This is a genomic window from Corynebacterium sp. 239_CJEI (assembly GCF_001055995.1).
GTDB classification, from domain to species: Bacteria; Actinomycetota; Actinomycetes; order Mycobacteriales; family Mycobacteriaceae; genus Corynebacterium; species Corynebacterium jeikeium_D.
In genome coordinates, this window is record NZ_JVOW01000020.1 from 26,963 (window position 1) to 40,930 (window position 13,968).

Genomic DNA, 13,968 nt, shown 5'->3' on the forward strand with positions numbered 1-13,968 from the left:
GTAAGGAAATACTTGAACTGACACCTGCAAAGGTAAGTCGAAATTCAGCGTTTTGTAATGGAAAATTTTCGACTGGCTTTACGACGGCCGCAGCGATTATCCACATAGTAAAAATGGAATCTCACCGATTTCTACCACGCGAAAATACGACATCTAATTGACCTTGACCAGCGATTATGGGCGCCACAATAAGATTTCGGCGATCAATTCAATCGCATCAGAACTACGCCTTTTGAACCAATTCAAAAATGCCTCGGTCGGCCACTTGGTACTAGACAATCAACATTTCGGCCACTAGCCCACCTACATAAAGACACCAGAGAGTAGCCGAATGGCCACCCCCAGGCGCGGGCAGGTAGAGAGACCTCCACACTTCACACTCTTGATTAAATAGTTATGATTTCTTTATTAATCACTGGCGAAGTCCGGCAGTCCACAAAGCCCTGACACTTTGCCGAGGCAGATATCTTTCGGAGTACTACCTAATGTTTCGACGCACTTCCGTTCTTGCTACCACCATTGCATCCGCAGCACTTTCCCTGGGCGCGCTGACCGGCGCCCCGACCGCTACCGCAGCACCGACAGCTACGACCAGCAGCGACGACCTGCAGGTTAAGGAATACGCTCTTTCCGATACCTTCTCTTGCGACTACTACAACCTCCCGTGGTGCCGCTAAAGAGCGCTGACCCCCTACCCCTCCTCTGCCGCCCCTTCACGTGAGCGCGGCTACTTCGCGGTGCCGTCGAGCCCCTCTAGCAGTGTGGCAAAATCCGTGACATTAGTATCCACCCGCGTGTTTGTACTGCGTCGCTGGTTCGGCTCGCCAACACCCCGATTCCCCTCGCTGGCCCCGCCCGCTGAATGCTCCGCACCCTTTTCTTCAGCTTCGTTCCCAAAATCTGGACCAAAACCGACTACGGCCGAGCGAACACCGACAAGGTACTCGGCAAGCTCACGAGCTGCACGCACCACGCGATTATTCATCTCCGCGCCGGACACTCCGCCGGCGCCATTTCCGGCACCATCGCCAGCACCAAAGTCCTCAGTGGCTGCAAATACAGCAGTCGGCATAACCGTGCCGCGCAGGTAGCTAAACAGCGGACGCATCGCATACTCCAGCACCAACGAATGTCGTGCTGTGCCAGCCGTCGCAGCAATAATGACCGGCATGGAAGTCAGCGCATCCTTATCCAGGGCGTCGAAAAACATCTTGAACAACCCAGAGTAGGACGCTGCGAACACCGGGGTCGCGGCAATCAATCCATCAGCACCGCTGACAGTATCGAGGGCGGCGCGCAATTTTTCGTCGTAAAGCCCTGTGGACATCACAGTGCCGAGGCTGACAGCGAGTTCGCGCAGCTCGACGTACTCAACTTGGACCCCCTCGCCACGCTTGGAGACCTGCGCCTCGACGGCCTCCGCGATGCGGTCGGCAAGGATGCGCGTGGTTGATGGATCGGAAACACCGGCACTTACGACGACGAGCTTTTTCACTACTGATTCCTTTCAGCCGGGCGGACGAGAAGGTGCGGGGAATCTGCGCCCTCGGCAACCAGCGAGGCATGCGTCGGCGGGTCGGAAGGCACGTGCGCCGGACGGCGGCGCTCGAACTCTTCACGCAGGACCGGAACGATTTCGGTTCCCAGGATTTCAACCTGCTCCAACGCCATTTCCAGCGGCAGGCCGGCGTGATCGATAAGGAAGAGCTGACGCTGGTAGTCGCCAACGGCGTCTGCATAGCCCAGGTAACGTTCGATGATTTGCTCAGGCGTGCCGACGGTCAGTGGAGTGATGTTCTCGAATTCTTCCAGAGATGGCCCATGTCCATAGACCGGGGCATTGTCGAAGTATGGGCGGAAAATCTCCTTGGCCTTCTTCTCCGTCTCAGCGGCGAAGACCTGCCCGCCAAGCCCGACGATTGCCTGATCAGCAGCACCATGGCCGTAGTGCTCATAGCGCTGGCGGTAGAGGTTGACCATGGCTGTGGTGTGCTCGATATTCCAGAAAATGTGGTTATGGAAGAAGCCGTCCCCATAGAAGGCGGCCTGCTCAGCAATCTCAGTGGAGCGGATTGAGCCGTGCCACACGAAAGGTGCTACACCGTCGAGCGGGCGCGGTGTGGACGTAAAGGACTGCAGCGGAGTGCGGAATTGACCTTGCCAATCCACATTCTCCTCACGCCAAAGGGTGCGCAGCAGGTGATAGTTCTCGATGGCCAGCGGAATTCCCTTGCGAATATCCTTGCCAAACCACGGATAAACCGGCCCGGTGTTGCCGCGGCCCATCATGAGATCAATGCGACCTTCGGAAAGGTGCTGGAGGTAGGCGTAATCCTCGGCGATGCGCACGGGGTCGGTGGTGGTAATCAGCGTTGTCGAGGTCGACAGAATCAGATTTTCGGTCTGTGCTGCGAGGTTGGCTAATAAAATCGGCGGGTTCGCCGGTGCCACAAACGGTGGATTGTGGTGCTGGCCAGTAGCAAATACATCGAGGCCGACCTCTTCGGCCTTCTTCGCTAGCGCGACAGTTGCCTTAATTCGCTCATGTTCAGTAGGGATTTGTCCAGTCGTGGGATCTTTTGTGACGTCGCCAATTGTAAAAATTCCGAATTGCATAATTCTCAATCCTAAATAGCAGTTGTTGACATGTCAACGCCTGTTATGCTGGACATAAGCACTTAAAACGACTCCATATGAACCGTCTCCAACCAAAGGAGCCTCGCCCAGCCATGACAAAACCCCGAACCGATCGCCCGACCGGATGTGCGCTTCTAAAAAAATATTCGGCATTTTCTTTGACCTTTGTTGACACATCATCACATCTAGAGTTATCGTTGACACGTCAACACCGGAAGTTGGTTCCGGCGGACAAAAATACTTCGAAACATTCGAGATACTTTTAACTTTTAGGAGATTCACTATGGCTCTTCAGTCTGGCAACTACGTTCTTGATGCACAGCACTCCACCGTTGGATTCACCGTTCGTCACGCAATGATCACTAAGGTCCACGGTCAGTTCACTCAGTTTGAGTCCGTTATTAATTTTGATGCCGACAAGCCGGAGAATTCCACGGCAAAGGCGACCATTCAGGCGAACTCCATCAACACCAACAATGAAGAGCGCGACAACCACCTGCGCTCGAAGGACTTCTTCGGCACCGACGAAAACCCAACCTTCGAATTCGTTTCCACCGCTATCGAGCTCCAGAGCGAAGAAAAGGCCACCGTTACCGGCGACCTAACCATCAACGGCATCACCAAGCCGGTCACCCTGGATGTCGACATTTTCGGCTCCGCTGAAGACCCATGGGGTCAGACTCGCGTTGGCTTCGAGGCAGCCACCAAGATTGACCGCACCGATTTCGGCATCGATTACAACGCTCCTATTAAGACTGGCGGCCTGCTCCTTGGCAACGAGATTTCCCTGCAGATCGACGGCTCCGCAGTTAAGCAGTAACTAGCAGCCAGAACCCCAGCTGCCCGCAACCCAGTAAAGCGTCCTGCATCCTCATGCAGGGCGCTTTTGCGCAATCAATGTGCAATTAATCTGCCCCCGCTGTGAGAAAAGCATGGTGCGGGAGCAAAAAAGTGGCATGCTTAGACAGGTGAGTTCCAGTAAAGACACTTCCCAGGGCACCGAAACCACCAACGAGACAACGCAGGACGCTCAGGCTGCGCAGGCCGCTCAGGCCGAGCAGTCCCGTGCTGCCCGTGTTGCCGCCCGTCGTGGAAACATCAGGGCACCTCGCCGCACTCCACTGAAGACACTGGACCAATCCTCCAAGCTGCAGAACGTCCTCTACGACATTCGCGGTCCGGTGACTACTCTCGCCGAGCAGATGGAGGCCGACGGCCACCGCATCATGATGCTCAACACTGGCAATCCGGCGAAGTTCGGCTTTGATGCACCTGACACCATCGTGCAGGACATGGTCCGCGCTCTCCCCCACGCACAGGGCTATTCCGAGTCCAAGGGTATTTACTCCGCACGCCGTGCCGTCGTCACGCGCTATGAGATGGACCCGGACTTCCCCCGTTTCGACGTCAACGACGTCTGGCTGGGCAACGGCGTCTCCGAGCTGATTTCCATCACCACGCAGGCGCTGCTCAACGAGGGCGATGAGGTCCTCATTCCAGCTCCGGATTACCCGCTCTGGACTGCAGCAACCACCCTCGCCGGCGGCAAGGCCGTCCACTACACGTGCGATGAGGAGAATAACTGGGCCCCGGATGTCGAAGACATTCGCTCGAAGGTGACGGATCGCACGAAGGCGATTGTCATCATCAACCCGAACAATCCGACCGGCGCGGTCTACACACGCCAGACACTCGAAGCCATCGTGGATATCGCTCGTGAGCACTCGCTCCTGCTGCTTTCCGACGAAATCTACGACCGTATCCTCTACGACGATGCAGAGCACATTTCCACTGCCTCCTTGGCCCCGGATTTGCTCTGTATCACCTTCAACGGCCTGTCCAAGACCTACCGTGTGGCCGGTTACCGCGCGGGCTGGATGGTGCTGACTGGCCCGAAGCGCCACGCAGAGGGCTTTATCGAGGGCATCAACCTGCTGGCCAGCACCCGTCTGTGCCCGAATGTCCCTGCTCAACACGGCATTCAGGTGGCACTTGGCGGTTACCAGTCCATCGAGGACTTGATCTTGCCAGGCGGTCGCCTGCTGGAGCAGCGCAATGTCGCCTACGAGGGACTGACCTCAATTCCAGGCGTGAGCTGCGTGAAGCCGATGGGCGCCATGTACGCATTCCCGAAGCTGGATCCGAACGTCTACGAAATTCACGATGACGAGAAGCTGATGCTCGACATCCTGCGTGAAGAGAAGATCCTGATGGTCGGCGGCTCTGGCTTCAACTACCCGACGCCGGATCACTTCCGAATTGTCACCCTGCCATGGGCACGCGACCTGAAGGAAGCTATCGAGCGCCTGGGCAACTTCCTGGTCAGCTACAAGCAATAGCAGTACTTAGGGTTGCGCACGCTATTGGTTCTGCCCTTCTCACATATCGATGCGCTATTCACTTATGGACACACTGGAGCGCATCGATGAGTGAGCATTGCATCGATAGGTGGGCCATAGCGCTAATGACCACGGCCCGGCACGCCGGAATGGCGGTACGCCTTCCGGTGCTGGTGCAGCGATTAGGTTATTAAGGGTGGGCAGGCACTCAAAAGATTCAATGAACTCTGACAACCAGCAACCTTTTCGCGTTGCTCCGGGTTCCGACATAGGTGCGCATCTCGACGTACTGAAGAACTCGAACAGCGGCTCCCCTACCGGCCGGTTCCGGGCTGTCAATACCGCGAATCAACCCAACTCTGCAACCTCGGCTGCCCCAGCACGACATGCAGAACCAGCCGCACATTCAAAACCAGCACCGGTACGGCAAAACGAACCTGCACAAGCCAAACCAAAACCAAAGAAACCGCGGCACAACCCCACAAGAGCACGTCGCTTACTGGCCACAGCTCTCACAGTTGCTGGTATTGCCACTTTCCTCGCAGTGATTGGTCTCTGGCCATCGGGTGAAGCTCCGAGCCCAGGGCCGGGATTCCTGCAGTCACAGACGTCAGCTGCAGAGACGGTTAAGGGAACCGTCGTAAAGCACAGCGTCGGCGCGTGCAATTCGCCTGACAACGGACGCGTCTTCGATGACCAGCCGCGGCCAGGACTGGCGGCCTCCCTCAATGACCCCGCGGCGCCGAAATGCCAGCTCTCGGTCATTGAGCTGACCTCGGGCCCAGACGAGGGCAAGAAGACGCTTCTGGAGGCATCCGGCCTGCCCGGAGAAATCGAGCTGGCGGAGGGCGACAAGGTCGTCCTGGCAATTCACCGTCCAAACGCGGCCGGTACCGGAGCTGTCGACAATGGTGCCGTGCCGGATCCGGGGTTGATGACACCGGCTCCCGGCGTTGTTCCCGCGCCTGCCCCTGAGGGCGCAGAGGGTGAGCCTGCTCCTGATGCAGAGGCTCCGGCACCAGCTCCAGCCCCGGAGCAGGAACCAGCACCTGAATCCGGTGCAGAAGCCCCCGCTGCCCCCGCAGCTCCTGCTCCCGCGGCCGACACTAATGTCGTCGACCTCGCACCTCATCAGGTTGTCGACACCGCTAGCATCGGCAACACCTACACCTTCCTGGACATGGATCGCACCACGACGATCTGGTTGTGGCTCGGCGCAGCGGTGCTGCTCATCATCCTCGTCGGCATGACTCGCGGAGTCTTGAGCCTCATTGGTCTTGGCATCACGCTGGCCGCAGTGATGGGATTCCTGGTTCCGGCACTGCTACGCGGCGGCGATCCTGTGGCCTTAGCCATCACGGCGGGCGCGGCGATTCTCTTCCCAGTGCTCTTCCTCGTTCATGGCATCAATTGGAAGTCAGCTTCCGCACTGGCGGGAACACTCACCACGATGGTACTGGCGGCGGGCCTGGCCAACCTCGCTATCTCCACGTCGCAGCTACGTGGTCTCGGCAACGAGGACAACCTGCTCATTCAGCTTTACCTGCCTGACGTCTCCGTCACAGGTCTGCTTCTGGCGGGATTCATCATCGGCGCGTTGGGCGTGCTTAACGACGTCACCATCGCCCAGGCATCGACCGTCCAGGAGCTTTACGAAGCAGCTCCGCGGTCGCGCCCTATGGAGGTCTTCCGCTCGGCAATGCGCGTCGGTCGCGATCACATCGCGTCGATGGTCTACACACTGGTACTGGCGTACCTCGGCACCGCACTGCCGCTATCGATTTTGTTAAGCGTCTCCGACCGGCCGCTGATGCAGTCGTTGACCTCCGATGTCGTGGCCACAGAGCTGCTGCGTTCCACCATCGGTGCGGTGGCTTTGGTACTCGCAGTGCCGATTACCACCCTCATCGCCGCCTATACCGTGGCCCCGGAGGGTATGAAGTTTCCGAAGCGCTCGAGGGCAGCTAGCATTTAGCCGCGGCCGAGGCAGGTGACATCCCAGCCTGCGGCACGCCACTGATCTGCTGGCAGGCAGTTGCGGCCGTCGAGCACCGCTGCGCGCTTGACCAGCTTCTTCGCAGCCACCGGGTCGATGTCGCGGAACTGCTGCCACTCGGTGGCGACGACAACCATCTCCGAGCCTTCCAGAGCTGCTTCGATGCTCGGTGCATACTCCAAGGTCGGGAAATTCTTCTTGGCGTTCTCCATGGCCTGCGGGTCATAAACAATCACCGAAGCGCCCGCCAGAGACAGCGAACCGGCAATCGACAGCGCCGGGGAGTCACGCACATCGTCAGAGTTCGGCTTGAAGGCCGCACCCAGCACCGTCACGGTATGGCCGAGCAGCGAGCCGCCGAAGCTGGCGCGCACCAGGTCAACGGTCTTTTCACGGCGACGCATGTTAATTGCATCGACCTCGCGCAAGAAGGTCAGCGCCTGGTCAACGCCCAGCTCACCGGCGCGGGCCATGAATGCGCGGATATCCTTCGGCAGGCAACCGCCGCCGAAGCCCAGACCCGCGTTGAGGAAGCGGCGGCCAATTCGGGCGTCCATACCGATAGCGTCGGCAAGCGTAGTGATATCCGCACCTGTGACCTCACAGATTTCGGAGACCGCGTTGATGAAGGAAATCTTGGTGGCGAGGAATGCGTTTGCCGACACCTTCACCAGCTCTGCGGTGGCGGTGTCCGCGACGATAAGCGGAGTCTCGCGCTCGAAGATAGGGCCGAAGCACTCGCGCAAACTGGCCTCGGCAATCGATTCGACCTCCTGACCCGCACCATTGAGGATCATGCCCGGCTTCTGGGTGCCCAGCACCACACGGTCCGGCTCCAGGGTGTCCTTTACCGCGAAGCCCTCGCGCAGGAACTCCGGGTTCCAGGCGATTTCGAGGCTGGTGTTCTTCAACTGCTCATCACCGGCTTCGGCGCGCTCACCAATCATTTTCGCAGCCAGCTCCTGCAGGCGCGGTGCGGTACCGACGGGCACAGTGGACTTACCAAACACTAAATGCTTGCCGACGACGCGCTTAGCCAATTCGGTAATGGCGGCGTCCACATAGCGAACATCGGCGGCGTACGAGCCCTTAACCTGCGGAGTTCCGACACCTACGAAGTGGACGTTCGCAAATTCAACGGCTTCGTCGTAGTTAGTGGTGAAACGTAGTCGCCCCGACTCAACGTGCTTCTTTAGCAGTTCGGGCAAGCCAGGCTCAAAGAAAGGAACTTGGCCTGCGGACAATGCCTCAATCTTGGCGGGATCAACATCTACGCCGAGAACCTCGTGGCCTAACTCCGCCATCGCCGCGGCATGAGTGGCGCCTAGGTAACCCGTACCAATAACCGTAATACGCATAAGGGCTATTATTTATCGAAAGATAAAAGGCCATCAAGCCGATTTAACCCTTAAATGGTGTGAACTAAAGGCCCATATTTAGGCTTTTCACCTGCGAAAACTCTTTATTGAACAATTGTTTCCATTTCTTCACCGAGAATTCACTCGGGGCTATTCACAATTCATTTATATTCCGAGTTCATATCCCGAGTTTCAGGTGCCTTATTCCTCATCGCGGAAGTTCAGGTACGCACGCGACGGCGTCGGGCCGCGCTGCCCCTGATACTTCGAACCGAGCTTGCCGGAACCGTAAGGCACCTCTGCCGGCGAGGACATCTTGAACAGTGCCAGCTGGCCGACCTTCATGTTCGGCCACAGTGCGATAGGCAAGTTCGCCACATTGGATAGCTCCAGCGTGATGTGGCCTGAAAACCCTGGGTCAATAAAGCCGGCGGTCGAGTGCGTTGCCAGGCCCAGACGCCCCAGCGAAGACTTACCTTCCAGGCGGCCTGCTAGGTGCGGAGGAATAGTGAAGTACTCCAGGGTCGATGCCAGGACGAATTCGCCCGGGTGAAGAATGAAGGGCTGCCCTTCTGGAACCTCGTGCGGGGACGTCAGTTCTTCCTGCGGCAACTTCGGATCGATGTGCGTGTACTGCGAGTTGTTAAAAACTCGGAAGAACTTGTCCAGACGCACGTCGATGGACGAAGGCTGAATCATCTTCGGGTCAAAAGGATCAATGCCGAGATGGCCGGAGCCTTCGGCATCGATAGCGGCACGAATATCACGATCTGAGAGCAACACATAGACCAGCTTAACCGCTCTGTAATACACAGCGTGTGCGGGTTACAGGATATGCCCGCACTGAATCCCCCGGGAAGGACTGGATAAGGTCCTACAAGGAGATCAGCGATTAACCCGAAAAGACGGACAGAGGGTCTTCAAGACCAATTTTTTCGACACGAATCGAGAGTGCTACATTGAAGTTACAGAGGGCGACTGATTGCCTGCATGCCACACCTACTGTGCCAATCCCGTGGCGTGCTTTTAATCATTCCGCCTACTGTGTGCCGATGTAGTTCAATGGTAGAACTCCTGCTTCCCAAGCAGGCGGCGCGGGTTCGATTCCCGTCATCGGCTCCGCCCAATGAGGCTCAGCGTCAAGCTGAGCCTCATTTTTGTTTCCGCTGTTTTCAGCTACATCCCGCGGTACCACAACAACCAAACAACTCCGATTAGCACATCCGAGTAACACTCTTGCACAGCACAAACCCATTAGAAACTACTTCTGAAATCATGTAAGTGTTACTGCTATGGCTTCCTTTTTGTACAAAATCGGTAGATCCGCTTATCTTCACCGCTGGCGATTCCTCATTGTATGGCTGCTGCTCATCGCGGGCATGGGTACCGCGACGGCAACGCTGTACAGCGGCACGTCTGAGAACTTCACCTTTCCCGGCCTTGAGTCAGTTGAAACTCAAGAAGAGATTCAGCAGCGCTTTGCCACCGATGAAGATCAGCTAAGCGCACCCACGGGCACTGTGGTCATTCAAGCTCCAGAAGGCAAGACCCTCGAGGACCCAGCTATTGCAGGCGAGGTCGATGAGCTCGTCGCCGCAATGCGGAGCACCGAAGGGCTGACGAAGACCGAAGAAATTGTCCCGCCCATCATGGCGGCTGAGGGGATGAAGCAGCAGGCCATCCCGGCAATGCAAGCTCAGGGATTCCCTGAGGAGCAGATCAATTCGAACCTGGAGGCCGTCTCCCCACTGAGTGCCGATAAGACCACCGGCACCATTTCCGTGACTTTCGATGCTGCGACCAGCATGGATATCGAAAGTGGAGTCCGGGATGCGTTCACGGAAACCGTCGAAAAGCACAAGGGCGATCTGAACGTCGCCTGGTCCGGTAACGCGTTCCAAATGAGCGAGATTTCCGCCACTGCGGAGATTATCGGCATCATCGTGGCCGCAATCGTGCTCATTGTTGCCTTCGGAAGCTTCGTCGCCGCTGGACTGCCGCTGCTGTCGGCTGTCATCGGCCTGGGAATTGGCATGGCGGGCATCTTCGCCGCCACCGCTTTCACCGACACCATCTCCACCATGACACCGACGCTGGCGTCGATGATTGGTCTGGCTGTCGGCATCGACTACGCGCTGTTTATCGTGGCTCGCTTCCGCAACGAGCTGGTTGCACACGTCGATGGCTCGAACCTTGAGCCGAAGGAACTGGCCGCCGAGCTCAAGAAAATCCCACGCGAGGAGCGTGCACATCTGGCGGGCCTGGCCGTCGGCAAGGCTGGTTCCGCAGTGGTATTCGCAGGCCTCACCGTGCTGATTGCTCTTGCGGCACTGTCGATCATCAACATCCCGTTCCTGACCGCAATGGCGCTGGCCGCAGCATTTACCGTCGCTATGGCGGTGCTCGTTGCCATCACGTTGCTGCCGGCTATTCTCGGCCTGTTCGGCACCAAGGTTTTCGCCGGTCGCGCGCCATTTGTGAAGGCACCGGACCCGGAGAACGACACCCCGACCATGGGCCTGAAGTGGGTCCGCATCGTGCGCAAGCGTCCGCTGGCGTTCGTCCTGGGCACGGCAGTTGTCCTAATCCTGCTGGCCATCCCGGCTACCAACCTCCGTTTGGCCATGCCTTCTGACGGCATGATGGCCAAGGGCACTCCTAACCGCACGGCCTACGAAATGACCGAAGACGCTTTCGGCCCCGGCCGCAACTCCCCGATGATTGCGCTGGTGGACTACAAGGATCTCGCCGCACCGGAAAAGCAGAACGCCATGATGGCTGCCCTGACGGAGCTGCAGAGCGTCGATGGTGTGGTAAATGCTCAGGTCATCGCCACCAATGGCAATCCGCAGGATCCGAGCGATCTCGGTGATGCCGCCCAGGTTCTAATCACCCCGGCGTACAGCGCGACCGATGACCGCGCTGCTGACCTGCTGCAGTCCATCCGCGATACAGAGGACAAGTACAACGAGGACACGGGCGCCCGCTACTCCATCACCGGTGTTTCGCCCATGTACGAGGACATCTCGCAGCGGCTTTCCGACGTGCTGTTGCCCTACATCGGCATCGTGCTGGTCCTGGCCTTCCTGCTGTTGATGCTCGTCTTCCGCTCCATCTGGGTACCACTGGTGGCAGCTCTCGGCTTCGCACTGTCTGTGGCCGCAACCTTTGGTGTCACGGTGGCTCTGTGGCAGGAGGGCGCCCTGGGCATCATCGATGACCCGCAGCCGCTGATTTCCTTCCTGCCGATCATGCTGATTGGTATCGTCTTCGGCCTGGCCATGGACTACCAGGTGTTCCTGGTTACCCGTATGCGTGAGGGCTGGGCGCACGGCAAGACAGCTGCTAATGCAACGTCCAACGGTTTCAAACACGGTGCTCGCGTGGTCACCGCTGCGGCACTGATTATGATTTCGGTGTTCGCCGCCTTCATCCTGATGGATGAACCGTTCATTAAGGTCATGGGCTTTGCCCTGGCAGCCGCAGTTCTCTTCGATGCCTTCATCGTCCGCATGACATTCATCCCGGCCATGATGTTCCTGCTCGGCGAGCGCGCCTGGAAGATTCCGCGCTGGTTGGACAAGATCCTCCCATCCGTGGATGTGGAGGGTGAGAACCTCAATAAGCAGTTCGGAAATGCTGAGGTGACCACTACAACTGAGGTAGCTACTGAAGCCAAGTAGCACCAGCTAGACAGCCATAAGCCCCGCCTCGACTCCAGTTTCGGAGGAGTCGGTGCGGGGCTTTTGCCTACGTGCGGGGCTTTTGCGCGGGCACGGTTTATACCAAAGACAACGGCAAAGCCTAAGTCGATGGCGCGGTATATCTCAGCCACCGCAACACTGCTTTGACACGACGGTTGTTATCTTCCGGTTGGAAGCCGAGCTTTAAAAACACATTCGCCACATGTTTACTCACAGCGCCTGCGGTTAGTACCAGGCGTTTTTCCATTTCCTTATTACTGAGCCCCTGCGCCATCAGGTCGAGCACTTCGCGCTCACGTGGAGTCAGCTCGGCGATGCCGTCCTGCTTTGCGGCCAGTAGCGTCGAAACCACTTCAGGATCGACCACGGTACCGCCGCCGCGGACCTCTTCCAGTACTGCGACGAAGTGCTCGACATCTGAGACACGTTCTTTCAGCAAGTACCCAAAGCCACCATGCTGCAGCAGGCAATCCAGGTAGCTGGCCGCCACGTATTGGCTGAGCACGACAACCGGCTGGTCGGGGTTGACCTGGCGAAGTGTGGAGACCGCGAGCAGTCCGTCGTCACGCATGTTCGGCGGCATCCGGACATCGGTGACGATGACATCGAACGCCTGCTCTTCGGCGGTGGCGAGCAGCTGATCTGCATCGCCGACGGCGACGACCTCGTGCCCCAGTGCCCGCAGCAGGCCGGTCAGCCCCTCGCGCAGGAGTACGGAGTCCTCTGCCAGCAGTACTTTCATCGCGTCCTTCCTTGGCGAATCGGCAGTTCCAGCAGCAATTGGGCTCCACCGTCGGCGTTGGTGAGTTCCACGGTTCCACCGAGCGCCGCCGCCCGTTCGCGCAGGCCCGCAATGCCGGTTCCACTGTCATGCTTTACGACGTCTACAGCGTCCGCACTCGATGGTTTTTCCAGGCCTTCGCCATTGTCGTGCACAGTGACCGTAAGCGTACCCAGATGGGACACGAGCGCCTTCTTCGGAGCCTGAACCGCGAGAGTGATATCAGCTCGATCGGCATGGCCATGCTTGGTGGCGTTGGTCAGCCCCTCCGCTGCGCAGTGGTAAGCGAGCAGCGCTGTGGTTTCATCAATCGGGCCGAAGTCGGAGACACCGTCCTCACGAACAGAAACCTCCATGCCAGAGTGCGCTGCCAATTCCTCTACTGCTGCGACTAGGCCATTTTCGAAAAGCACTGGCGGGGCGATGCCAAGCACCACGGAGCGCAGCTGCGCAAGAGCCTGCGTTGCATTGCGGTCGGCGGCAGAGAGTGCCTCGGCTACCTTTTCCTCAGTCTTACCCATGCGAGCAGCGGCAATGTTGAGTTTCAAGGCGGTCAGGTGCTGCTGCGGACCGTCGTGAAGCTCGCGCTCAATGCGACGGCGCTCGCCTGAGAAAGAGTCGATGAGCACATCGCGGGACTGGCTGACTTCCTCACTGGATGGTGCGAGGATGACGCGAGAGAGCCAAATGGACAGCAGGCCGGCACCGAGGTTGATGGCGATGGTCAGCACCAAAAAGACGATGGCGAAAACCCAGGCAACACCGATTTTCTGTGTGGGGTCTGTCAGAGTCCAGCTGAAAAACTCCACTTCATCAACCAGGAATGGTGCGCCAAAAAGTACACCAACAGTGAACCCGCCGCCGACCCACGCTATGAAGGTGACAAAGCCAATGGCCAACTGGACAAGCAGGTTGACGAAGTTGCGGATGTCGAACCAGCGATTGGTCACGCGGTTGGCGATTGGGGTGCCGGACCACGATGCTGCCCAGCGGGAGAGCCAATCGGCACCGCGGCCAATGAGCGGAATCCAGGGCAGAAGAAAAGCGGAGACAATCAATCCCGGAATGAACAGCAGTCCGAGAATAAAACTCCAGGCCAGCGCGATTAAATTCGTTTTCTTTGTCATAGGTTCAAAGCTAAGTTGGCCCGTGT

The 13,968-nt window shown here is 58.1% G+C and carries 11 protein-coding genes and 1 tRNA gene; 6 read left to right on the forward strand and 6 right to left on the reverse strand.

Annotated features, from left to right (window positions below; translation table 11 throughout):
- Positions 1-485 precede the first annotated feature (485 nt).
- A complete protein-coding gene (locus ADB08_RS05830; protein ID WP_049171743.1) occupies positions 486-677 on the forward strand; it encodes a hypothetical protein in 192 nt (63 codons plus the stop codon).
- A 50-nt stretch (positions 678-727) separates the two neighbouring features.
- On the opposite strand, the gene ADB08_RS05835 is transcribed toward ADB08_RS05830, so the two are convergent.
- Both ADB08_RS05835 and ADB08_RS05840 read right to left on the reverse strand, forming a co-directional pair.
- The gene (locus ADB08_RS05835; protein WP_049171746.1) at positions 728-1,495 is read right to left on the reverse strand and encodes an FMN reductase; all 768 of its coding nucleotides are present in this window, start codon (positions 1,493-1,495) and stop codon (positions 728-730) included.
- Positions 1,495-2,616 carry a CE1758 family FMN-dependent luciferase-like monooxygenase gene (locus ADB08_RS05840; RefSeq protein WP_049171747.1) on the reverse strand — a complete coding sequence of 374 codons (1,122 nt, stop codon included), beginning with the start codon at positions 2,614-2,616 and terminating at the stop codon, positions 1,495-1,497. The genes ADB08_RS05835 and ADB08_RS05840 overlap by 1 nt, the downstream gene beginning before the upstream one ends.
- Positions 2,617-2,920: 304 nt before the next feature.
- On the opposite strand from ADB08_RS05840, the gene ADB08_RS05845 reads away from it, so the two are divergent.
- The 3 genes from ADB08_RS05845 to ADB08_RS05855 all read left to right on the forward strand — a co-directional run bounded on the left by ADB08_RS05845 (position 2,921) and on the right by ADB08_RS05855 (position 6,951).
- Positions 2,921-3,457: a YceI family protein gene (locus ADB08_RS05845; RefSeq protein ID WP_048734412.1), complete on the forward strand. Its 537-nt coding sequence runs from the start codon at positions 2,921-2,923 to the stop codon at positions 3,455-3,457.
- Between the two features lie 136 nt (positions 3,458-3,593).
- Positions 3,594-4,976: a pyridoxal phosphate-dependent aminotransferase gene (locus ADB08_RS05850; protein ID WP_275435271.1), complete on the forward strand. Its 1,383-nt coding sequence runs from the start codon at positions 3,594-3,596 to the stop codon at positions 4,974-4,976.
- 544 nt (positions 4,977-5,520) lie between these two features.
- Complete coding sequence (locus ADB08_RS05855) at positions 5,521-6,951, forward strand: YibE/F family protein (RefSeq protein ID WP_049171749.1); 1,431 nt, start codon at positions 5,521-5,523, stop codon at positions 6,949-6,951.
- Here ADB08_RS05855 and ADB08_RS05860 read toward each other — a convergent pair.
- Both ADB08_RS05860 and dcd read right to left on the reverse strand, forming a co-directional pair.
- On the reverse strand, positions 6,948-8,330 hold the full coding sequence (locus ADB08_RS05860; RefSeq protein WP_049171751.1) for a UDP-glucose dehydrogenase family protein: 1,383 nt from the start codon (positions 8,328-8,330) through the stop codon (positions 6,948-6,950). The two genes, ADB08_RS05855 and ADB08_RS05860, sit on opposite strands and share 4 nt — an antisense overlap.
- 201 nt (positions 8,331-8,531) lie before the next feature.
- Complete coding sequence (gene dcd, locus ADB08_RS05865) at positions 8,532-9,113, reverse strand: dCTP deaminase (RefSeq protein ID WP_005511764.1); 582 nt, start codon at positions 9,111-9,113, stop codon at positions 8,532-8,534.
- A gap of 265 nt (positions 9,114-9,378) precedes the next feature.
- Between dcd and ADB08_RS05870 the strand changes: the two genes are divergently transcribed.
- Positions 9,379-9,449 (forward strand) — tRNA-Gly (locus tag ADB08_RS05870).
- A gap of 173 nt (positions 9,450-9,622) precedes the next feature.
- Positions 9,623-12,013, forward strand: a complete 2,391-nt coding sequence (locus tag ADB08_RS05875) for an MMPL family transporter (RefSeq protein WP_049171753.1) — start codon at positions 9,623-9,625, stop codon at positions 12,011-12,013.
- 121 nt (positions 12,014-12,134) lie between these two features.
- Here the strand turns inward: ADB08_RS05875 and ADB08_RS05880 are convergent, their stop codons facing one another.
- Together ADB08_RS05880 and ADB08_RS05885 are read right to left on the reverse strand one after the other, a co-directional pair.
- On the reverse strand, positions 12,135-12,776 hold the full coding sequence (locus tag ADB08_RS05880; RefSeq protein WP_049171755.1) for a response regulator transcription factor: 642 nt from the start codon (positions 12,774-12,776) through the stop codon (positions 12,135-12,137).
- Complete coding sequence (locus ADB08_RS05885; RefSeq protein ID WP_049171757.1) at positions 12,773-13,942, reverse strand: sensor histidine kinase; 1,170 nt, start codon at positions 13,940-13,942, stop codon at positions 12,773-12,775. Before ADB08_RS05885 ends, ADB08_RS05880 begins: the two co-directional genes overlap by 4 nt.
- Between the last annotated feature and the right edge of the window lie 26 nt (positions 13,943-13,968).